Here is a 21,415-nt window from a genome sequence, read left to right on the forward strand (position 1 = left end):
GTGAACCCACCTCCGGAGCTTCCCGACGACGCGACCGTGGCAGGCGGCCCGCCCACCGAACTCGGCCCGCTGACTCGCGTCGGTTCCGGCGGGTCGGAGTCGACCACACGGTCGGGCGGGCCGAGTGCCGGCGTGGTCGTCGACACCGGGGTGGCGCGGCTGGCCGCGGAATGGGAGAGCGGGGCGACCCCGCCGGGCGACCTGCGGGACTACCTTCCCGACACGGACGCGATCCGGCGTACGGCGCTGGTGGAACTGATCATGGTCGACCTCGCCTATCGATGGATCCGGGTTCACCAGCCGAAACGGATCGCCGACTACTGCGTGGAGTTTCCGGAACTGCTCGCGGGACCGATACCTCCCGAACTGATCTACGAGGAGTACCGCGTGCGTCGGCTGAGCGGTGACGACGTCGCCGCGGACGACTACGTCGAGGAGTTCCCGGAACAGGCCGAGCGTTTCGTGTGGCTGCTCGAACACGATCCGCGGTCGAGTACGGAGACCGTCTCGTCGACATTGCCCACCGGAGCGGACCTGCAGGTAGGCGAACGGCTGGACGATTTCGACCTGGTCGCCGAGCTGGGGCACGGAGCGTTCGCGCGCGTCTTCCTGGCCCGCCAGACGTCCATGCAGCGCTGGGTGGCCCTCAAACTGTCACGCAATGTCGGCGCCGAGCCCCAGACCCTCGCGAAGCTCGATCACCCGTACATCGTCCGGGTCTACGACCAGCGTGTGCTCGAAGACCGCCAGGTCCGGGCGCTGTTCATGGAGTACGTACCCGGCGGCACCCTGCTCGACCTGATCCGCCGGGTGCGTGACACGCCACCGGAGCTGCGGTCCGGGCAGCTGCTGCTCGACTCCGTCGAGCGGGAACTGGCACGCAAGGGCGTGAGCGGCCCCGTCGAGTCGAGTGTGCGCGCGGAGGTGGCTGCGTTGTCCTGGCCGGAGACGGTCGCGTGGATCGGGCTGCGGCTCGCGGAGGCCCTCGACTACGCGAGTTCGCAGGGCGTGCTGCACCGGGACGTCAAACCCGCCAACGTGCTGCTCACCGCCGAGTGCATCCCGAAGCTCGCCGATTTCAACGTCAGTTCCGGCGACACCCTGGTGGTGCCGGGGACGGCCACCGCGGTGGCCGGATCGCTGGCCTACATGTCGCCCGAACAGCTGGCGGCGGCGAACACACCGGCGGCCGCCCCGATCGACACCCGCAGCGACATCTACTCGCTCGGGGTCATGCTCTGGGAGTTGCTGACGGGGGAGCGGCCGTTTCCGGACGTCGGGTCGGGCAAGGACGCGGCCGCTGCGGCGCTCGAGGTGCGCCGGCGCGGTGTGGACGAGGAAACGGCCGCGCGGTTGCCCGAGAGCTGTCCGCCCGCCCTGCGCCGGGTGCTGCTCACCTCGCTCGAGCCGGAGCCGGAACGTCGGTGGTCGAGTGGACGGAAGCTGGCCCGGCAGTTCGCACTGTGCCTGGATCCGCGCGCCCGCGGTCTGGTCGACCCGTCGCCGGGAAGCAAACGGTCGATGCTGGTGCGGTGGGCCCTGCCGATCGTGATCGCCGCGATCGGGATCCCCAACCTGCTCGCGACCGCATTCAACTACTACTACAACCGGGAGACGATCATCCGCTCGCTCGCCCCGGAGCCGCAGCTTCACCTCGAGCAGGTGCACACCGTGATCGGCCTCCTGGCGTTCCCCCTCGGCGCGGCGCTGATCCTCTGGTGGTGCCGGCTCGCGCTCACCGTGCCGCGGCGTGTGCAACAGGGACGTTCGTACGACGCCGCGACGCTTCGACGGGCACGGGTGGCCACACTGAACCTGGGGCACCGCGCGGTCGTCGTGGCCTTCGCATTGTGGTTGGTGGCCGGCATCGCCTATCCGATCAGCCTGCAGATCGCGGCCGGGGGGATCCCCCAGCGAACCTTCACCCAGCTGATCGCGTCGCTGGCCGTGTGCGGGGCTGTCGCGGTCGCCTATCCCTTCTTCATCCTCACCTACTACGCGGTCCGCTCCCTGTATCCGGTTCTGCTGTCACACGGGGAGATCCACGGTGACGACGGACGCGATCTCCGGTCACTGAGGGTGCTCGCCACCCGCTATCTCGCGGTCGCCGCGTCGGTCCCACTGGTCGGTGTCGCGGGGCTGAGCTTCGCGGGCGCCGAGCGGCCCGGCTACGTTGATCTGACGGTGCGCGCGCTGTGCCTGGGCGGCATCGTCGGCTTCATCGCGGTCTACCAGCTGTTCCGGCGCATCGAGGCGGACCTGCGGGCCCTGCGCCGGGTCGTGACGCTCGGCGCGCCGGACGGCTGACCGGGCCCGCGCTCAGCTCAGGGTTCGCCAGAGGAACTCGTATGCCAGTGCCGACTTGAACGCGAGCTGAGCGTTGTCGGCGGCGCCGCCGTGTCCGCCCTCGATGTTCTCGTAGTACCAGACCCGGTGACCCTGCTCCTCGAGTCGGGCGGTCATCTTGCGGGCGTGACCGGGGTGCACGCGGTCGTCTCGGGTCGAGGTGGTGATCAGCACCGGCGGGTAGGTGCGGTCGGGGTCGGCGTTCTGGTACGGCGAGTACGCCGAGATGAACTCCCACTCGTCCGGGTCGTCGGGGTCGCCGTACTCGGCCATCCACGACGCGCCGGCCAGCAGCAGGTGGTACCGGCGCATGTCGAGCAGAGGCACCTGGCACACGATGGCGCCGAACAGTTCCGGGTAGCGAGTGAGCATGACACCCATCAGCAGGCCGCCGTTGCTTCCGCCCTGTGCGCCGAGTTGCGCCGCGGTCGTGACGCCGCGCGCGACGAGGTCGCGGGCGATGGCGGCGAAGTCCTCGAACGCCTTGTGCCGGCCCGCTTTCAGTGCCTGGGTGTGCCAGTCCGGGCCGTACTCGCCGCCGCCGCGGATGTTCGCGACGACGTAGGTGCCGCCACGTTCGAGCCACCCGCGGCCGAGGGCGCCGCTGTAGCCGGGCAGCATCGAGTTCTCGAAGCCGCCGTACCCGTAGAGCAGGGTCGGGCCCGGCTCGGCGTCCTTGCGGCGGACCACGAAATAGGGGATCGCGGTGCCGTCGTCGGAGGTCGCGAAGTGCTGGGCGACGGAAAGGCCCTCCGCGTCGAAGAACGACGGCGCCTGCTTGAGTTCCTCCACCGGCTCGCCGACATGGCCGTGCAGCAACGTCGCGGGGGTCAGGTACCCGCTGGAGTTGAGGAAGAACTCGTCCGACTCGACGGGGTCCACGTCCAGCACGTCGGTGGAGGTGAGTTCCGAGATGCCGTCCAGCGGGGCGTCCGTCCAGCCGCCCGGACCCGGTGTGAGGACGCGCATGCGCGTCTGCACGTCCGACAGCGTCACCAGCAGCAGGTGGTTGCGGGTCCACACGTACTGCTCGAGTGAGGTGTGCCGGTCGGGGGCGAACAGCACGGTCAGGTCCCGGGAACCGGCGAGGTAGTCCGCGTAGCGGCCGGCGAGCAGGGTGCCGGCCGGGTGTGTCGTTTCGTCCACCGTCCACGGCGACCGGGTGCGGATCAGCAGCCACTCGCGGTGCGCAGACACCCTGGCGTCCTCGGGTGCCTCGATCCGGACCAGTGTGCCGTCCCTGGTGATCTCGTACCGCTGCGACGAGTAGAAGTCGACGGCCCGTTCGGCGAAGCTGCGCTCGAAGCCGGGGGTGCGGTCGTACCACGCCGAGACCGCGACGTCGGTGTGCTCGCCCTCGAACACCACCGGGGCGTCGCGGACGTCGGTGCCGCGGCTCCAGCGGACGGCGATGCGCGGGTAGCCGGAGTCGGTGAGGGCGTCCGGCCCGGTGTCGGTGCCGACGTAGACGGTGTCGCGGTCGATCCAGTCGATGTCGGTCTTGGCCTCCGGCAGCACGAACCCGCCGTCCGCAATGGGGACGAATTCGCGTCGCACCAGGTCGAATTCGCGGATCACGACGGCGTCGGCGCCGCCGCGGGACATGCTGATCAGGGCGCGGGTCTGGTCGTCCTCTCCCTCCGTGCGCAGCACCTGCGCGCCGGACCACACCCAGTTCTCGCCCTCCTCGGCGGCGACCGCGTCCAGGTCGACGAGGACCTCCCAGACGGGGGAGTCGGTGCGGTACGAATCCATCGAGGTGCGCCGCCACAACCCGCGTACGTGGTCGGCGTCGCGCCAGTAGTTGTACAGGTGGGCGCCGCGTCGGCGGACGTACGGGATCCGGGCGTCGGTGTCGAACACCGCACGGATGCGGGCCTGCAGGTCGGTGAAGTCGGCGCCGGCGGCGAATTCCGCGACGGTGCGGTCGTTCCGGGTGCGGACCCAGTCCAGGGCGCTCTCGCCGGTGACGTCCTCGAGCCGGAGATGGGGATCGTGCGGGTCGGAAACCATTGTTCATTGATACCCCTGACGTGCACATCCGCGTGCAGGTGGGGACCGCGCGTCGGCTGAGGGGTTCCCATTCGCCACTCATGGTGTTACACAGTTGGGACAGTCGTTGAGAATATGCAACAGCCCGCTGAGAGGGTGTCATGCCCGTTCGTACGCTCGCCGACCTCACGCCGCCGATGACCGCACGGTCGATGGTGCTGAGCCTGCTGCTCGGCGCGCGGCCGGCGCGGATGCCGGGGCGGGAGATCATTCGCGCCGGCGAGCTGTTCGGGATCGCGCCGTCGACGACGCGTGCGGCGCTCTCCCGGATGGTGGCGGCAGGCGACCTGGTCTCGGCGAACTCGATGTACCTGCTCGGCGCGCGACACCTCGAACGGCAGGCCCTGCAGGAGGCGCTGGTCAACCCGCGGCGCGTCCCGTTCGACGGCAGGTGGGACATGGTGGTCGTCGTGGTGTCCGGCCGCGAGGCCGCGGCCCGTGGTGCGTTGCGCACCACCCTCGCCGAGCACCGCTACGCCGAACTGCGGGAAGGGGTGTGGATGCGTCCGGCCAACCTGACCGGACACGACCTGCCGCCGCTCGAGGAGGTGCACCGGTTCGCCACGGTCCCCGAGGACGCCGACGCCCTGGTCGGGCAGCTGTGGGATCTCGAGACGTGGTCTGCCGAGGCCCGGGTCATCCTGGCCGCGCTGTCTGTGCCGGAGCAGTCCCAGGCGCGGTTCATGGCCGCGGCCGCGGCGGTGCGGCATCTGCGCACCGATCCGGCGCTGCCCGACGAACTGCTCCCCGAGAACTGGCCTGCCGACGAATTGCGTTGGGCCTACGACGATTACCGCGCCCAGTTCGCCGAGCTGAGCATGCGCGAGGAAGTGGAGAACAAGCCGTGAAGACGCACGAGGTCACCAATCAGGTTCCGCCGCTGATCGACTACGACACCGCCGGGCACCCGCTGTTCGACGAGGTCCTGACCGCCGCCGGTGCCGCGGACGCGCTCGCCGAGGTGCACGAGGTGGGCACCCTCGCCGGCAGCGCGTACGCCAAGGAACTCGGCGACCGGGCCGAGGCGCACCCGCCGATCCTGCGGACCCACGACCGCTACGGCCACCGGGTGGACCGGGTCGACTACGACCCCGCCTACCACGACCTGATGCGGCACGCGGTCGAGTTCGGCCTGCACGGCGCCCCGTGGCGCGACCGGCGGGACAACGCGCACCTGATCCGAGCCGCGAAGTTCTCCGCCTGGCAGGCCACCGACGCCGGCCACGGCTGCCCCGTCTCGATGACCTACGCCGCCGTCCCTGCACTGCGGGCCGACGAGAAGTTGTCCGCGGAGTTCGAGCCACTGCTCAGCAATGACCGGTACGACCCGTCCGTCGCGCCGCCCGCGCTCAAGCGGGGCCTGATCGCGGGCATGTCGATGACGGAGAAGCAGGGCGGCTCGGACGTGCGGGCCAACACCACCACCGCCACCCCCCAACAGGACGGCAGTTACCGGATCGTCGGCCACAAGTGGTTCACCTCGGCGCCGATGTCGGACATCCTGCTCACCCTCGCGCAGGCGCCCAGTGGACTGACCTGCTTCGTGCTGCCGCGGGTGCTGCCGGACGGCAGCATGAACGCGATTGCGTTGCAGCGCCTCAAGGACAAGCTGGGCAACAGGTCCAACGCCAGCAGCGAGGTCGAGTACGACAACGCGATCGGCTGGCGGCTCGGCGAGGAGGGCCGTGGTGTCCGCACCATCATCGAGATGGTCAACATGACCCGCCTGGACTGCACCCTCGGCACCGCCACACTGATGCGCGAGGCCGTCGCGCAGGCCGCCCACCACGCCGCGCACCGCAGTGCGTTCGGCGCGCGGCTGATCGACAAGCCGTTGATGCGCAACGTGATCGCGGACCTCGCCGTCGAGGCGGAGGCGTCCACGACGGTCGCATTGTGGCTGGCGTCGCAGACCGACGCCGCGCTGCGCGGTGACGAGAGGGCAGCGCTGCTGCGCCGCCTCGGCTTGGCGGTGTCCAAGTACTACGTCTGCAAACGCGGACCGGGCCACGCCGCGGAGGCACTGGAATGCCTGGGCGGCAACGGTTTCGTCGAGGAGTCCGGCATGCCGCGTCTCTACCGGGAAGCTCCGCTCGCGTCGATCTGGGAGGGCAGCGGCAACGTTGCCGCCCTGGACACCTTGCGCGCGCTGGGCAAGCAGCCGGAGGTGCTCGGGGCGTTCTTCGACGAACTGGGCGCCGCCGCGGGGGTGGACGCCCGGTATGACGCCTGTGTCGCCGCACTGAAGGCGCAGTTCGCCGACCTCGGCGATCTCGAGTACCGCTCGCGGATCGTGGTCGGCCGGCTCGCGCTCGCGCTGCAGGGCTCGCTGCTGCTGCGGTCCGGGAACCCGGCGGTCGCCGACGCCTTCGTGGCCACTCGCCTCGCCGGAGACTGGGGCACCGTCTACGGCACCCTGCCCACCGGTCTGGACCTGACCCCGATCATCGACCGCGTCGTCCCCGTCCCGGTCTCCTGACAACGGACAAGAGGCTGGAAGCACCATGGAACGCACACAGGGGCAGTTGCTGTGGGAGCACCTCACGTCCTACAGGTCCGTCAAGGACGCGGTGTTCGTCGACGCCCTGCCGAGGAACTCGGTCGGCAAGATCCTCGAACGGCAACTGCGGGTCGCGTAGCGGAAGGGCGACGGGCCCCGCACCGATGAACTGGTCCCCGATCGGTGCGGGGCCCGTTCCACGGTCAGGCGTCGGGTGTCACAGTCCGATGGACGCGGCGAGCATCGGCCAGGACTCGTGCAGGTCGTCCTGCCAGTAGCCCCACGAGTGGGTGCCGGCGGGCCGGAAGTCGAAGGTCGCGGGGATCTGCAGCTCGTTCAGGCGGTTCTGCAGGTTGTGGGTGCACTGGTTGGCGGCCGCTTCGATGGCCCCGCCGACGATGACCTGATTGGCCAGCGTGCCGACGTTGCCGTCGATCCCGGGGGCGGTGAGGTTGTCGTGGTCGCCGGGCAGGCCGCTCGACGCGGAGACGAACAGCTGCAGTCCGCGCAGCTTCTCGGCGTTGACGACGGGGTCGTTCGCCTTCCAGCCGGGTCCGTCGTACGGGCCCCACATGTTGGTCGCGTCACCGCCGCCGCGGGACTCGACCACCGCCCGGATGTAGAACTGGCCCGCTTCCGTCGAGGTCTCGGCACAGCCGCTGTAGGCGCCGACGCTCTTGTACAGGCCGGGCGCGTCGATCGCCAGGTTCAGCACCGAGGTGCCGGCCATCGAGATGCCCGCGATCGAGTTGACGCCGGTGGTGTCGAAGGCCTCGTCGATGATCGGGGGCAGTTCCTTGGTCAGGAAGGTCGTCCACTTGTTGCGGCCGAGTTCCGGATCGTCCTTCTCCCAGTCGGTGTAGTAGCTGAACGCGCCGCCGATCGGGGTGACCACGTTGACGTTCTTGTCCGCGAAGAAGTCCATCACGTCGGTCCGCCGCTGCCAGGTCGCGCTGTCCTCGCCGCCGCCCGCCCCGTTGAGCAGGTACAGCGTCGGCCGCGGCGCGCTGGTGTCGGCGGGCCGGATGACCTCGACCGGGATCACCCGGTCCATGGCCGCCGAGTACACCTGCGCGGTCACCTTGCGGTCGGAGTTCGTGTCGATGCGTTCGAGGTACGACGAGTCGCCGCTCACCGCCGCGGGGGTGGCCTGGGCGACGACCGGGGCGGCCAGCAGGGGGAGTGCGGCCAGCGCTGCGGCGGCGACCGCGACGGACATGCGGCGGGAGGTGGTCCGGAGACGCATCGGTGAAACCTTTGATCGGGGATGAGCGGCGCGCGTCGGCGCGAGCGGCGGCTCGGGGGTCGACTTCCTTCTTACCGGACCGCCCGGTCCTCAGCCACCGCACAGCGAATCGACGAGGGTCGCCCAGTGGGCCGAATGGGAGCACTGTTTGTTTTGGGTAAACATCTAACTTACCGTGAGTCGCGACACGCATCCGATCGAGTGTGTGTCGCTACACGCAGGAATCCGGGAGTCTCGTCGCGGGCTCCGGCGTGGATCCGGTCGCGGGGTGGCCGTGGACCCGGTCCTGACGAGTCCACGACCACCCTTCGATTGTCGTCCCCCTCGAGGCTGTCGACCAGGTTTTCATGGGGATGTCGCTTGTTCGGAGGACATGCAGACGATGGTCGGAGGTGTCCCTACTTGCGGGTAACCAGACCGTGCCGAGACGTCGAAATCGGGCGGGACTACCCTGGGTACCCGTGACCTCACACTATGACGTCGTTGTCCTCGGTGCCGGTCCCGGTGGGTACGTCGCAGCCATCCGCGCGGCGCAGCTGGGCCTGAAAACCGCAATCATCGAAGAGAAGTACTGGGGCGGTGTCTGCCTGAACGTGGGCTGCATCCCGTCCAAGGCCCTTCTCCGCAATGCCGAGCTTGCGCACATCTTCACGAAAGAGGCCAAGACCTTCGGCATCTCGGGGGAGGCGTCGTTCGACTTCGGCGCCGCGTTCGACCGCAGCCGCCAGGTCGCGGACGGCCGCGTCAAGGGCGTCCACTTCCTGATGAAGAAGAACAAGATCGACGAGTTCGACGGCCGTGGCACGTTCACTGGCCCGAACGCGATCTCCGTGGCGCTGAGCAAGGGCGGCACCGAGTCGGTCACGTTCGACAACGTCATCATCGCCACCGGCAGCACCACGAAGCTGCTGCCCGGCACCTCGCTGAGCAAGAACGTGGTCACCTACGAGGAGCAGATCCTCACCCGTGACCTGCCCGGTTCCATCCTCATCGTCGGCGCGGGCGCCATCGGCATGGAGTTCGGCTACGTCCTCAAGAACTACGGGGTCGACGTCACGATCGTCGAGTTCCTCGATCGCGCCCTGCCGAACGAGGACGCGGACGTGTCCAAGGAGATCGCCAAGCAGTACAAGAAGCTCGGCGTCACCATCAAGACCGGCGCGGCCGTCCAGACCATCGAGGACAACGGCACCAAGGTCACCGTCGCGATCAAGGACAACAAGTCCGGTGCGGTCGAGACGGTCGTCGTCGACAAGGTGCTGCAGTCCGTCGGCTTCGCGCCGAACGTGACCGGCTACGGCCTGGAGAACACCGGTGTCGCCCTCACCGATCGTGGCGCGATCGCGATCGACGAGCGGATGCGCACCAACGTCCCCGGCATCTACGCTATCGGTGACGTCACCGCCAAGCTGCAGCTCGCGCACGTCGCCGAGGCGCAGGGCGTCGTGGCCGCCGAGACGATCGGCGGAGCCGAGACACTCGAGCTCGGCGACTACCGGATGATGCCGCGCGCCACGTTCTGCCAGCCGCAGGTCGCCAGCTTCGGTCTGACCGAGGAGCAGGCGAAGGCGGAGGGCTACGACGTGAAGGTCGCGACCTTCCCGTTCATGGCGAACGGCAAGGCGCACGGCCTCGGCGATCCGACCGGCTTCGTGAAGCTGATCGCGGACAAGACGCACGGTGAGCTCATCGGTGGCCACCTGATCGGTCCCGACGTCTCCGAGCTGCTGCCCGAGCTGACCCTCGCGCAGAAGTGGGACCTGACCGTCAACGAACTGGCCCGTAACGTCCACACCCACCCGACCCTGTCGGAGGCGCTGCAGGAGGCCATCCACGGCCTCGCCGGCCACATGATCAACTTCTAGGCCGCTCCGCGGCTCGTGCGCGCTTTGTGAGTCTCTGGACTCGCGAAACGCGCACGAGCGCCGCAGGTGCCTTCAGCGAGGGCGTCCGACCACACGGTCGGGCGCCTTCGTTTTGTGTTCCGGGCCTCATTCTCCCGCCCGCGCCGGGCTCGTGGTGAGTGCTTGTTCACGTCGACGCAATGTGCGAAATCAACTGGTGATCGACAGACATTCTGGCGCAACAACTTCCGCCTACTGTCTGCATCCATCGAATACCGCGCTGTATACGCGGTTCGGATACCGGGTTCACCAGCACTTCATTCCGCTCGCACGTTCCTCGACCGAAAGGCCCGTACATGCGTCACCTCTCGAAGCGCACTCTCGCCGCACCCGCCGCCGTCGCCGCTCTCGGCCTGGTCCTGACCGGTTGTGGCAGCAAGGCCTCCGACACCGCATCCGGCGACGCCGCCGCCTCCTGCGTGGACACCAGCGGTGACACGATCAAGGTCGGTTCGCTGAACTCGCTGTCCGGCACGATGGCGATCTCCGAGGTCACCGTCCGCGACTCGATCGCCCTCGCAGTCGAGGAGATCAACAACTCCGGTGGCGTGCTCGGCAAGCGGATCCAACTGGTCGGCGAGGACGGGGCCTCGGAGCCGACGGTGTTCGCGGAGAAGGCCGAGAAGCTCATCAGCAGCGACTGCGTCGCAGCGGTTTTCGGTGGGTGGACGTCCTCGAGTCGCAAGGCGATGCTGCCGGTGTTCGAGGACAAGAACTCGCTGCTCTACTACCCGGTGCAGTACGAGGGCCTGGAGGATTCGAAGAACATCTTCTACACCGGGGCGACGACGAACCAGCAGATCATCCCCGCGCTGGACTACCTCAAGGAGAAGGGCGTCAAGTCCCTCTACCTGGTCGGTAGCGACTATGTCTTCCCGCAGACCGCGAACCGGATCATCAAGGCCTACGCCGCGGCGAACGGCATCGAGATCAAGGGTGAGGACTACACCCCGCTCGGTTCCACCGACTTCTCGACCATCGTCAACAAGGTCCGCACCGCTGACGCGGACGCCGTGTTCAACACCCTCAACGGCGATTCGAACGTCGCCTTCTTCCGCGAGTACAAGAACGTCGGCCTCACCCCCCAGCAGATGCCGGTCGTGTCGGTGTCCATCGCCGAGGAGGAGGTCGGCGGCATCGGCGTGCAGAACATCGAGGGCCAGTTGACGGCGTGGAACTACTACCAGACCGTTGACACCCCGGAGAACAAGACCTTCGTCGAGGCGTACAAGGCGAAGTACGGGCAGAACAAGCCCACCTCCGATCCGATGGAAGCCGCCTACACCTCGGTCTACCTGTGGAAGAACACGGTGGAGAAGGCGAACTCGTTCGCGGTCAAGGACATTCAGGACAACGCGGACGGCGTCACCTTCGATGCACCGGAGGGCACCGTCACCATCGACGGGTCGAACCACCACATCACCAAGACCGCGCGGATCGGCGAGATCCGCGGTGACGGACTGATCTACACGGTGTGGGATTCGGGCCAGCCGATCACCCCGGACCCGTACCTCACCTCGTACCCGTGGGCCGAGGGCATGAGCAAGCAGTAGCAGCCGATTCCGACGACGAAGCCGACCAGCAGAGAGGTAGTACATCGTGGATGTCGTGATCGGACAGCTGTTCACGGGCTTGAGCATCGGGTCGATCCTGTTGCTCGCCGCATTGGGGTTGTCGCTGACCTTCGGTCAGATGGGCGTGATCAACATGGCCCACGGCGAGTTCATCATGGCGGGCAGTTACACGGCCTACGTGGTGCAGCAGGTGATCTCGAGCGCCACCGGATCGCTGTTCGTCTCCCTGGTGGTCGGCTTCGTCGTCGGTGGTGCGATGGGGGTCCTGCTCGAGACGACGCTGGTCAAGCGGATGTACCACCGTCCGCTCGACACGCTGCTGGTGACGTTCGGAGTCGGACTGATCCTGCAGCAGCTCGCCCGGGACATCTTCGGTGCGCCGGCGGTGAACGTTGTTGCCCCGTACTGGCTCTCGGGTGGCGTCGAGATCTTCGGGGCGGTGGTCCCGAAGACCCGGATCTTCATCCTGGTGCTCGCGGTCGTCGCGGTGGCGGTGCTGGCGACCGCGCTCAAGCGGTCGCCGATGGGGCGCCGGATCCGCGCGGTGGTGCAGAACCGGGATCTCGCGGAAACCAGCGGCATCTCGTCGCGCCGCACCGACGTCACCACGTTCTTCATCGGATCCGGTCTGGCCGGTGTCGCGGGTGTGGCGTTGACGCTGATCGGGTCGACCAGCCCGACCATCGGGCAGAGCTACCTGATCGACGCCTTCCTGGTGGTCGTCGTCGGTGGACTCGGTCAGATGAAGGGTGCGGTGATCGCCGCGTTTGCGCTCGGCATCCTCAACTCGTTCATCGAGTACTCGACGACGGCGTCGATCGCGAAGGTGATCGTGTTCGTTGTCATCGTGGTCTTCCTGCAGGCCCGGCCGCAGGGTCTGTTCGCCGTCAAGACGAGGAGCCTGGTATGAGCGTCCTGACAAGTCCCAAGGCTCGGGTGTGGGGCGGCTTCGCGGTCGCTGCGGTGCTGCTGTTCGGGATCGCACCGGCGGTGCTGAGCGACTTCCGGCTCGGCCTGCTCGGCAAGTTCCTGTGCTTCGCGATCGTTGCCGTCGGAATCGGATTGGCCTGGGGGCGTGGGGGAATGCTCACGCTCGGGCAGGGCGTGTTCTTCGGGATCGGCGCCTACGCGATGGCGATGCACCTGAAGATCGCCGACGCCCAGCTCAAGGGCGACGACGTACCGGACTTCATGCAGATCGCCGGCAAGACCGAACTGCCGGGCTACTGGCAGCCGTTCGCCTCCCCGATCGTGGCGATCCTCGCGATCCTGATCCTGCCGGGCCTGGTGGCGTTCGTGCTCGGCCTCGGGGTGTTCAAACGGCGCGTCAAGGGCGCCTACTTCGCGATTCTGTCGCAGGCGTTGGCGGCGGCGTTCGCGATCCTGCTGGTCGGCCAGCAGACCATTGGCGGCAGCAACGGGCTCAACCGGTTCCGCACCTTCTTCGGCTTCAACCTGGCGGATCCCGCGAACAAGCGGATGCTGTTCTTCATCGCCGCGGCAGTGCTGCTGCTGTCGGTGGCGTTGATCCGGCAGTTGATGAACTCCCGCTACGGGGAACTGCTCGTCGCGGTCCGGGACCAGGAGGAGCGGGTCCGGTTCCTCGGCTACGACCCCGCCAACATCAAGCTCGTCGCCTATGTCGTCGCCGCGTTCCTGGCGGGTGTCGCGGGTGCGCTGTTCGTGCCGATCGTCGGGATCATCTCCCCGGCGGACGTGGGAATCGTGCCGTCCCTTGCGTTCCTGATCGGCGTGGCGATCGGTGGTCGCGCCACCCTGCTGGGCCCGGTGCTCGGCGCGATCGGGGTGGCGTGGGCGCAGTCCGCGTTCTCCGAGTCGTTCCCGTCCGGCTGGATCTACGCCCAGGGGTTGCTGTTCATCGTGGTCGTCGGGTTCTTCCCCGCCGGCATCGCCGGAATGTTCACCCTGCTCAAGCGGCGTCGCACCGGCAGCGCACCGTCGCAGGCGACCGCACCCTCGCCCGATTCCGATCCCGCAGCGTCCTCCCCGGCGGAGGCGCCCGAGTCCGTGAAGGTGTCGTAGATGACCGAGACAGTGGTGACGGCGAAGGCTCCCGCGGCCGGTGGCAATGCCGGGATGTCGAGCGAGTACCTGGAGGTCCGCGGGCTGACGGTGACCTTCGACGGCTTCACGGCCGTCGACGGGGTGGATCTGACGCTGCTGCAGGGGGACCTGCGATTCCTGATCGGCCCCAACGGTGCGGGCAAGACCACCCTGGTCGACGCGATCACCGGGCTGGTCCCGGCCACCGGGTCCGCCACCAAGTCCGGGGTCGAGCTGATCGGGAAGAAGGTCCATCACATCGCCCGCCTCGGGGTGGGACGCACCTTCCAGACCGCGAGCGTGTTCGAGGACCTGAGCGTGCTGCAGAACCTCGACATCGCCGCCGGCGCAGGACGATCCGCGTGGACTCTGTTGCGGCGCCGCACGGAGGTGCTGCCACAGATCGAGGAGGCCCTCGAGACGATCGGGCTCACCGCGCAGCGTGACACCCCCGCGGGGATCCTCGCGCACGGGCAGAAGCAGTGGCTCGAGATCGGGATGCTGCTGGTGCAGAACGCGGACGTGCTGTTGCTCGACGAACCGGTCGCCGGGATGAGCCTGGAGGAGCGGGAGGAGACCGGGAACCTGCTGCGCCGGATCGGTGGCGAGCGGACCGTCGTCGTCGTCGAGCACGACATGGACTTCATGCGCGCCTTCGCGACGTCGGTGACCGTTCTCGCCGCGGGGAAGGTGCTCTCCGAGGGCACCGTCGCACAGGTGCAGGCCGATCCGAAGGTCCAGGCCGTCTACCTCGGCACCGGGCACGTGGACGGCACCGCCGTCGCCGTCGCCGCCCACGACACGAAGGAGGGCTGACCCATGCTGGAACTGGTCGACATCCGCGCCGGATACGGGCGCACCGAGGTGGTGCACGGTGTGTCGCTGACTGTCCCCGATGGCGGGGTCGCCGCGGTGATGGGGCACAACGGGGCAGGCAAGACCACCCTGCTGCGGGCCGCGGTCGGGCTGATCAAGACGACGTCGGGGAAGATCCTGTTCGGCGGTGAGGACATCACCGGGCTGCGGCCCAGCGCCCGCGTCGCCCGCGGGCTGGCGTACGTGCCGCAGGGCCAGCAGTCGTTCGGGCAGCTGACCTGTGCAGAGAACCTGCAGGTGGTCGCAGACGGCCGCAAACGAGGCAAGGCGCTGATCGCCGAGGTCCTCGACCTGTTCCCCGCACTGGCCGGTCTGCTCGACCGGCGGGCGGGCCTGCTGTCGGGCGGTCAGCGTCAGCAGCTCGCGATCGCTCGCGCCCTGATCACCGAACCCAAGGTCCTGATCCTCGACGAACCCACCGAGGGCATCCAGCCGAACGTGGTCGCCGAGATCGAACGCACCATCATCGACCTCACCCGGCGCGGCGACCTGAGCGTGCTGCTCGTCGAACAGCACATCGGATTCGCCCTGCAAGCCGCCCAGCACTACAGCGTCCTCGCTGCCGGACACGTCACCTCCACCGGCACCGGCGGCGCCGAGTCCGCCGACGCCGTCCGTGCGGCGATGGCGATCTGACCATGAGCACGACGGGGAAGGGCGACAACGGGGTCGCCCTCGAGACCACCGGTGAACCGCTGCGGGAGCGGGTGTATCGCGCACTCCGCAACGATTTGATGAGTGGACGGATCGGACCCTCCGAGCGCCTCGGCGAGGAGCGGCTCGCCGAGACGTACGGGGTCTCCCGCACACCGGTACGCGAGGCGCTGGCACGACTGCAGGCCGACGGACTGGTCGAACGTGACGTGCACGGGCTGTTCCCGTATCGCCCGCGGCTCGACGACCTCGCCGACCTGTACGAGCTTCGGATCACCCTGGAAATGAGGGGAATTCGTCGAATCCTGCACGGGGATGCCGGTCGTCACGATCCCGAGGTCCTCGGTCCTGAGCTCGACCGGTGGTACGGATACCGCAAGGACACACCCGAACCGGACGCCGGGTTCGTCGCGCTGGACGAGCAGTTTCACATCACCCTGCTCGCGTCCTCCGGCAACGGCGCGCTGGTCGACGCGCTCGCGAACGTGAACGCGAAGGTCCGGCCGGTGCGGATGTTCGACTACCTGACGCCCGACCGGATGGCCGCCACCGTCGACGAGCACGTCGCCGTCGCCGAGTTGGTGCTCGACGGACACCTCCAGCGCGCACACGACGCGCTGCTCGCCCACATCGACGAATCCCGCGCGGTCGTGATCGAACGCGCCCAGCAGGCGCTGGCGCTGGCGCGGATGGCCAACGCCGTCCGCGACTGAACTCCGCCCGATGACCCCCCGAAAGGCTGTGACATGACCGCCCTCTCCTTCGACACCCTCCTCGTCGCCAACCGCGGCGAGATCGCATGCCGCATCATGCGATCCGCCCACATCCTGGGGCTGAAGACGGTGGCGGTGTACTCCGACGCGGACGCGGCGGCCGCGCACGTGGAGATGGCGGACGTCGCGGTGCGGCTCGGGCCTGCGCCCGCGCAGGAGTCCTACCTGCGGGCCGACGCGGTGATCGAGGCGGCGCTCGCCTCCGGGGCCGGCGCGATCCACCCCGGCTACGGATTCCTCTCGGAGAACGACGAGTTCGCGGTCGCCACCGAGGCGGCCGGGATCGCGTTCGTCGGCCCGACCCCGCGGCAGTTGCGGGTGTTCGGCAACAAGCACTCGGCGCGCGAGGCGGCTCGCGCGGTCGGTGTCCCCCTGGTGGCGGGCAGTGGTCTGCTCGACACGGTGACGGCGGCGCTCGCCGCGGCCGAGGAGATCGGGTACCCGGTGATGCTCAAGGCCGTCGGCGGCGGAGGCGGCATCGGAATGCAGGCGTGCTTCGACGCCGCCGACCTGCGCGGCGCCTACGACCGCGTGCAGCGGCTCGCGTCCGCGAACTTCTCCTCCTCCGGGGTGTTCCTCGAACGGTTCGTTGCCCGCGCCCGGCACATCGAGGTGCAGGTGTTCGGTGACGGACTGGGTCGCACCCTCAGCCTCGGGACCCGCGACTGCTCGCTGCAGCGCCGCAACCAGAAGGTCGTCGAGGAGGCTCCGGCGCCGGGTCTGTCGGATGCCGTCGTGGAGCAGCTGCTCTCGTCGTCGCGGGCATTGGCCTCGTCGGTCGACTACCGGTCCGCGGGCACCGTCGAGTTCGTGTACGACGTCGACCGTGGGGAGGCGTCCTTCCTCGAGATGAACACCCGGTTGCAGGTCGAACACCCCGTCACCGAGGAGGTCACGGGGGTGGACCTGGTCGGGTGGATGCTGCGGTTGGCCGGCGGGGACGCGTCCATGCTCGACGCCCTGCCCGACAGCGGTCCGGCGATCACCGGTCACGCGGTCGAGGCACGCGTGTACGCGGAGGATCCCGGCCGCGACTACCGGCCGTCCGCGGGACTGCTCACCAGCGTGGAGTTCCCGGCACACACCCGGGTCGAGACCTGGGTCGACACCGGCACCGAGGTCAGCGCGCACTACGACCCCATGCTCGCGAAGGTGATCACCTCCGGCGCCACCCGGGCGGGTGCCTTCGCGGCCCTCGGTGAGGCACTCGGTGAGACCCGGGTGTACGGAATCGCCACGAATGTTCTTCAGTTGCAGGCGATCGCGACGATGCCCGAGGTCCAGGACGCCCGGCACACGACTGGCACCCTCGCCACCCTGCAGGTCGGTGGCGCCCGCGTCGACGTGCTGCGAGCCGGCACCATGACGACGGTGCAGGACCATCCCGGCCGCCTCGGCTACTGGGAGGTCGGGATCCCGCCGTCCGGGCCGATGGACGACCTGTCGTTCGCCCTCACTGCCGCTGCGGTCGGAAACCCGGCCGATGCGGCCGGACTCGAATGCACGCTGCAGGGCCCGAAACTGGAGTTCGCGGAGGAGACCGTGGTGTGTGTCGGCGGTGCCGACGTCCCGGTCACCGTCGACGGAGAACGGGTGCCGATGTGGGAACCGGTGACGGTGCCGGCCGGGGGAGTGCTCGACATCGGCACGCCCGCCGGTGACGGCCTGCGCACCTACCTCGCGATCCGTGGGGGCCTCGATGCGCCGAAGTATCTCGGCAGCGCCGCGACGTTCACACTCGGCGGGTTCGGCGGACCGACCGGCCGGGCCGTCGCCACCGGTGACGTGCTGACCATCGGTTCCACGGCGGGATGCGCCGCACCGGCGGCCGTCCCGACCACCGACCGTCCCGTCCTCGCCCACACCTGGCACCTGGCGGTAACAGAGGGGCCGCAGCCGTCACCCTCCTACTTCACGCCCGAGGACATGGCCCAGTTCTACGACACGACCTGGACGGTGGCGGCGCACGCCAACCGGACCGGGATCCGGCTCGACGGACCGAAGCCGACGTGGTCACGCACCGACGGTGGTGAGGCGGGTCTGCATCCGTCGAACCTGCACGACAACCCGTACAGCGTGGGCGCCCTCAACGTCTCCGGTGACACCCCGATCCTGCTGGGACCGGACGGGCCCAGCCTCGGTGGATTCGCGTGCCCGCTCACCGTCACCCGGGCGCACCGCTGGAAGCTCGGACAGATCCGCCCGGGCGACGGGGTCCGCTTCGTTCCGGTCACCGATGCGGGTGCGGACCTGCTGCGGTCGTCGAATCCCGTTCGGGCGGCCCTGCTGCCGCCGTCGGCCGCCCATGCGGTCACCTCCGACGGCGGGGTGCTGGCGCACCGCGACGCGGTCCTCGACCGGCCCCGGGTGCGGTACCTGCGTGGCGGCGACGACAACATCCTCGTCGAGTACGGCGAGATGGAACTCGACCTGGGTCTGCGGATGCGGGTGCACGCGCTGTCCGAGGCGCTCGCCGCCCGCCGGTTGCCCGGCCTGATCGACGTCACCCCGGGTGTACGGTCGCTGCACCTGCACTTCGACCCGGACATGCTGCCGCCCTCGCGCCTGCTCGACGTCCTCCAGGACGTCGAGGAACTGCTCCCCGCCACCGGCGATCTCGTGGTTCCCAGCCGCACGATCCGGCTGCCGCTCTCGTTCGACGATCCGTCCATCGCCGAGGCGATCGACCGTTACCGGGCCGGGGTCCGCGACACCGCGCCGTGGTTGCCGTCGAACACCGAGTTCATCCGTCGCATCAACGGCCTCGACTCCGTCGACCAGGTGCGCGACGCCGTGTTCGACGCCGAGTACCTGGTTCTCGGGCTCGGGGACGTGTATCTCGGTGCCCCGCTGGCGGTTCCGCTCGACCCGCGGCACCGGCTCGTCACCACCAAGTACAACCCGGCACGGACGTGGACGCCGTCCGACGCGGTCGGGATCGGCGGCAAGTACCTGTGCGTGTACGGGATGGAGTCGCCAGGTGGCTACCAGCTGATCGGGCGCACCGTACCGATCTGGTCCGGGTACCGCCAGCACGGTCCCTTCGAACAGGGCAGGCCGTGGCTGTTCCGCTTCTTCGACCGGATCGTGTGGGAGCCGGTGACGCCCGAGCAGTTGACCGAGTACCGAGCCGAGGCGCAGGCCGGCCGGTTCAACGCCGAGATCACCGACGGTACCTTCGCGCTCGCCGACCACCTGCGCTTCCTCGAGGACAACGCCGACTCGATCGCCGCGTTCAACGCCCGCCAGACCCGCGCGTTCGATACCGAGAAGGAGGCGTGGCGTGCGGCGGGCGAGTTTGACCGCGTCGAGGTCGCGCCTCCGGAACCGGAGGAGGTGGGCACCCTCGAACTGCCACCCGGCGCAGTCGCGGTCGAGGCGCCGATGGTCGGCACGGTGTGGCGCGTCGAGGTCGAACCCGGACACGTCGTCGAGCCCGGCCAGGACGCCGTGGTGCTCGAAGCGATGAAGCTCGAGATGCCCGTACCCTTCCCGAGTGGGGGCACGGTGCTCGAGGTGCTTGTCGAGCCGGGTGCGAAGGTGCAACCCGGTACTCCGCTCGTGGTGATTGGAGCCGCTTGAACATGAACGCAGTCAGCAACGCCGCTGTGCTGGAAGGGGCCTCGTCGCCCACCGACCGGGTGGAGCGGGCCTTCCGCCGGATCGCCGAGGTGGACCGGCCCGAGGTGTGGATCACGCTGCGCGCCGAGTCCGACGTGCTCGCCGACGCCCGAGCCGTCGAGGAACGTCTGGCGGCGGGGGAGACCCTGCCGCTCGCCGGGCTGCTGGTGGCGGTCAAGGACAATGTCGACGTCGCCGGCCTGCCCACCACCGCCGCGTGTCCCGAATTCGAATACCGCGCAACGGAAACCGCGAGCGGAGTGGCGCGCCTCGTCGAACAGGGCGCGGTGGTCCTCGGCAAGACCAACCTGGACCAGTTCGCCACCGGCCTGGTCGGCACCCGCAGTCCCTATGGGGCGGTGCGGAACGCGTGGGATGCCGAACGGGTCTCGGGCGGTTCGAGTTCCGGGTCTGCGGTTGCGGTTGCGCTCGGCATCGCCGACATCGGCATCGGAACCGACACCGCCGGATCGGGCCGGGTGCCGGCCGCGCTGCACGGCATCGTCGGGCTGAAGCTGACCCTCGGCCTCGTGCCTACACACGGGGTGGTGCCCGCCTGCGTCGACTACGACTGCCTGACCGTCTTCGCCACGGACCTCGACGCGGCCGTCGCGGCGGCCCGGGTGATGGTCGGCCCGGATCCTCGGGATCCGCGCAGCCGGGTGTGGCCGCCGGATGTGCGCCTGGCCGCCCCAACCGCGCCCGTCGTCGCGGTGCCGCGCATCGAGGACCTCGCCGACCTGTCCCCGGAGTACCTCGCCGCCTTCGGTGAGACGGTTGCCGCGCTCGAGGCCACCGGCATCCGGACGCGTACGGTCGACATCTCCGGTCTCCTCGACGCGGCCCGCCTGCTGTACGACGGCGCCGTCGTCGCCGAGCGCTACGCGGCGGTCGGGGCGTTCCTCGAAACCGCGCCCGCCGGAGCGGATCCCACGGTCGCGGCAATCGTGGCGGGAGCGAAGGCGCCGGCCGCCCATGAACTGGTCGGCGACCTGGACACGCTCCACCGGGCGAAGGTCGCTGCCGCCGCGACGCTGGCCGGCTGCGATGCGCTGTTGCTGCCGACCACGACCGAGCACCCGACGATCGCCGCGGTGCAGGCCGATCCAATCGCGATCAACCGCCGGATGGGGGCCTACACGAACTTCTGCAACCTGCTCGACATGGCCGCGGTCGCGGTGCCGGGAACGGCGACCGCGCAGGGCGACCCGTTCGGGGTGATGTTCGTGGTGCCCGCGTTCGAGGACCAGGTCGCCGTCGATCTCGCGGCCCGATCGGGTGGAGTCGACGCTCCCGCTCTCGTCGAGGACGGTGTGGACCTGGCGGTGTTCGGAGCGCATCTGCGGGGCCAGCCGCTGCACTTCCAGCTCGAGGAGATCGGCGCCCGTTTCGCCGGGACCGTGAGCACCACCGACGCCTACCGGCTCTACGCGCTGGACACCGTCCCGCCCAAGCCCGGCCTCGTCCGGCGGGGTGAGGGACTCGGGTCGCCGGTGGTCGGGGAGGTCTTCCGGGTCTCGCGCGCCGGGCTCGGCGGCTTCCTCGCGGCGCTGCCCGCGCCGATGGCACTGACCAGTGTCGAGTTGTCCGACGGCCGCAGTGTCGTCGGGTTCGGCTGCACCCACGACGCCGTCGACGGCGCCACCGACATCACCGATCACGGCGGCTGGGTGGCTTACCTCGGATAGGCGGCTGCGCCGCTCGTGCGCGGTTTGCGAGTCTCGGGACTCGCACCCGGCGTCGTCGACCTCGTCGTCGAGAGCTGGTCGGATGCGGCCGGGAACCTGGTCGGATTCGTCGAGCGC

The 21,415-nt window shown here is 69.2% G+C and carries 15 protein-coding genes; 13 read left to right on the forward strand and 2 right to left on the reverse strand.

What is annotated here, in order from left to right; all coding sequences use genetic code 11:
• Complete coding sequence (locus ACWEPG_RS25990) at nt 1–2,307, forward strand: protein kinase domain-containing protein (RefSeq protein ID WP_452595692.1); 2,307 nt, start codon at nt 1–3, stop codon at nt 2,305–2,307.
• Between the two features lie 12 nt (nt 2,308–2,319).
• Here the strand turns inward: ACWEPG_RS25990 and ACWEPG_RS25995 are convergent, their stop codons facing one another.
• Entirely contained in the window at nt 2,320–4,359 is a 2,040-nt protein-coding gene (locus ACWEPG_RS25995) for a prolyl oligopeptidase family serine peptidase (RefSeq protein ID WP_452595693.1), read from the reverse strand.
• Nucleotides 4,360–4,499: 140 nt separating this feature from the next.
• On the opposite strand from ACWEPG_RS25995, the gene ACWEPG_RS26000 reads away from it, so the two are divergent.
• The 3 genes from ACWEPG_RS26000 to ACWEPG_RS26010 are packed head-to-tail and all read left to right on the forward strand — an operon-like array spanning nt 4,500 to nt 7,037.
• Nucleotides 4,500–5,246: a PaaX family transcriptional regulator C-terminal domain-containing protein gene (locus tag ACWEPG_RS26000; RefSeq protein ID WP_452595694.1), complete on the forward strand. Its 747-nt coding sequence runs from the start codon at nt 4,500–4,502 to the stop codon at nt 5,244–5,246.
• A complete protein-coding gene (locus ACWEPG_RS26005; RefSeq protein WP_452595695.1) occupies nt 5,243–6,877 on the forward strand; it encodes an acyl-CoA dehydrogenase family protein in 1,635 nt (544 codons plus the stop codon). Before ACWEPG_RS26000 ends, ACWEPG_RS26005 begins: the two co-directional genes overlap by 4 nt.
• A 25-nt stretch (nt 6,878–6,902) precedes the next feature.
• The gene (locus ACWEPG_RS26010) at nt 6,903–7,037 is read left to right on the forward strand and encodes a hypothetical protein (protein ID WP_452595696.1); all 135 of its coding nucleotides are present in this window, start codon (nt 6,903–6,905) and stop codon (nt 7,035–7,037) included.
• Nucleotides 7,038–7,115: 78 nt separating this feature from the next.
• Here ACWEPG_RS26010 and ACWEPG_RS26015 read toward each other — a convergent pair whose 3' ends face one another.
• A complete protein-coding gene (locus ACWEPG_RS26015) occupies nt 7,116–8,144 on the reverse strand; it encodes an alpha/beta hydrolase (RefSeq protein WP_452595697.1) in 1,029 nt (342 codons plus the stop codon).
• A 461-nt stretch (nt 8,145–8,605) separates the two neighbouring features.
• Here ACWEPG_RS26015 and lpdA point away from each other — a divergent pair, with 461 nt between their 5' ends.
• The 9 genes from lpdA to atzF all read left to right on the forward strand — a co-directional run bounded on the left by lpdA (nt 8,606) and on the right by atzF (nt 21,298).
• On the forward strand, nt 8,606–10,009 hold the full coding sequence (gene lpdA, locus ACWEPG_RS26020) for a dihydrolipoyl dehydrogenase (RefSeq protein ID WP_452595698.1): 1,404 nt from the start codon (nt 8,606–8,608) through the stop codon (nt 10,007–10,009).
• A gap of 335 nt (nt 10,010–10,344) precedes the next feature.
• Entirely contained in the window at nt 10,345–11,601 is a 1,257-nt protein-coding gene (gene urtA / locus ACWEPG_RS26025) for an urea ABC transporter substrate-binding protein (RefSeq protein ID WP_450116643.1), read from the forward strand.
• 46 nt (nt 11,602–11,647) lie between these two features.
• Nucleotides 11,648–12,532 carry an urea ABC transporter permease subunit UrtB gene (gene urtB / locus ACWEPG_RS26030; protein WP_450116642.1) on the forward strand — a complete coding sequence of 295 codons (885 nt, stop codon included), beginning with the start codon at nt 11,648–11,650 and terminating at the stop codon, nt 12,530–12,532.
• On the forward strand, nt 12,529–13,665 hold the full coding sequence (gene urtC, locus ACWEPG_RS26035; protein ID WP_450135754.1) for an urea ABC transporter permease subunit UrtC: 1,137 nt from the start codon (nt 12,529–12,531) through the stop codon (nt 13,663–13,665). Before urtB ends, urtC begins: the two co-directional genes overlap by 4 nt.
• Entirely contained in the window at nt 13,666–14,502 is an 837-nt protein-coding gene (urtD, locus tag ACWEPG_RS26040; RefSeq protein WP_452595699.1) for an urea ABC transporter ATP-binding protein UrtD, read from the forward strand.
• Between the two features lie 3 nt (nt 14,503–14,505).
• Nucleotides 14,506–15,198, forward strand: a complete 693-nt coding sequence (urtE, locus tag ACWEPG_RS26045) for an urea ABC transporter ATP-binding subunit UrtE (protein WP_452595700.1) — start codon at nt 14,506–14,508, stop codon at nt 15,196–15,198.
• Between the two features lie 2 nt (nt 15,199–15,200).
• Nucleotides 15,201–15,929 carry a GntR family transcriptional regulator gene (locus ACWEPG_RS26050; protein WP_450116638.1) on the forward strand — a complete coding sequence of 243 codons (729 nt, stop codon included), beginning with the start codon at nt 15,201–15,203 and terminating at the stop codon, nt 15,927–15,929.
• 33 nt (nt 15,930–15,962) lie between these two features.
• Nucleotides 15,963–19,571 (forward strand): urea carboxylase, encoded by a 3,609-nt coding sequence (gene uca / locus ACWEPG_RS26055; RefSeq protein WP_452595701.1) that lies wholly within the window; start codon nt 15,963–15,965, stop codon nt 19,569–19,571.
• A 2-nt stretch (nt 19,572–19,573) separates the two neighbouring features.
• Nucleotides 19,574–21,298 carry an allophanate hydrolase gene (gene atzF, locus ACWEPG_RS26060; RefSeq protein WP_450116636.1) on the forward strand — a complete coding sequence of 575 codons (1,725 nt, stop codon included), beginning with the start codon at nt 19,574–19,576 and terminating at the stop codon, nt 21,296–21,298.
• Nucleotides 21,299–21,415 lie beyond the last annotated feature (117 nt).

The organism is Rhodococcus sp. NPDC004095 (assembly GCF_053604015.1).

Bases quoted from the DNA above. Each gene is read 5' to 3' on its own strand.
- ACWEPG_RS25995 (WP_452595693.1), bottom strand. From the start codon at position 4,359: ATGGTTTCCGACCCGCACGATCCCCATCTCCGGCTCGAGGACGTCACC.
- ACWEPG_RS26000 (WP_452595694.1), top strand. From the start codon at position 4,500: ATGCCCGTTCGTACGCTCGCCGACCTCACGCCGCCGATGACCGCACGG.
- ACWEPG_RS26010 (WP_452595696.1), top strand. From the start codon at position 6,903: ATGGAACGCACACAGGGGCAGTTGCTGTGGGAGCACCTCACGTCCTAC.
- ACWEPG_RS26015 (WP_452595697.1), bottom strand. From the start codon at position 8,144: ATGCGTCTCCGGACCACCTCCCGCCGCATGTCCGTCGCGGTCGCCGCC.
- urtA (WP_450116643.1), top strand. From the start codon at position 10,345: ATGCGTCACCTCTCGAAGCGCACTCTCGCCGCACCCGCCGCCGTCGCC.
- urtC (WP_450135754.1), top strand. From the start codon at position 12,529: ATGAGCGTCCTGACAAGTCCCAAGGCTCGGGTGTGGGGCGGCTTCGCG.
- urtD (WP_452595699.1), top strand. From the start codon at position 13,666: ATGACCGAGACAGTGGTGACGGCGAAGGCTCCCGCGGCCGGTGGCAAT.
- urtE (WP_452595700.1), top strand. From the start codon at position 14,506: ATGCTGGAACTGGTCGACATCCGCGCCGGATACGGGCGCACCGAGGTG.
- ACWEPG_RS26050 (WP_450116638.1), top strand. From the start codon at position 15,201: ATGAGCACGACGGGGAAGGGCGACAACGGGGTCGCCCTCGAGACCACC.
- uca (WP_452595701.1), top strand. From the start codon at position 15,963: ATGACCGCCCTCTCCTTCGACACCCTCCTCGTCGCCAACCGCGGCGAG.
- atzF (WP_450116636.1), top strand. From the start codon at position 19,574: ATGAACGCAGTCAGCAACGCCGCTGTGCTGGAAGGGGCCTCGTCGCCC.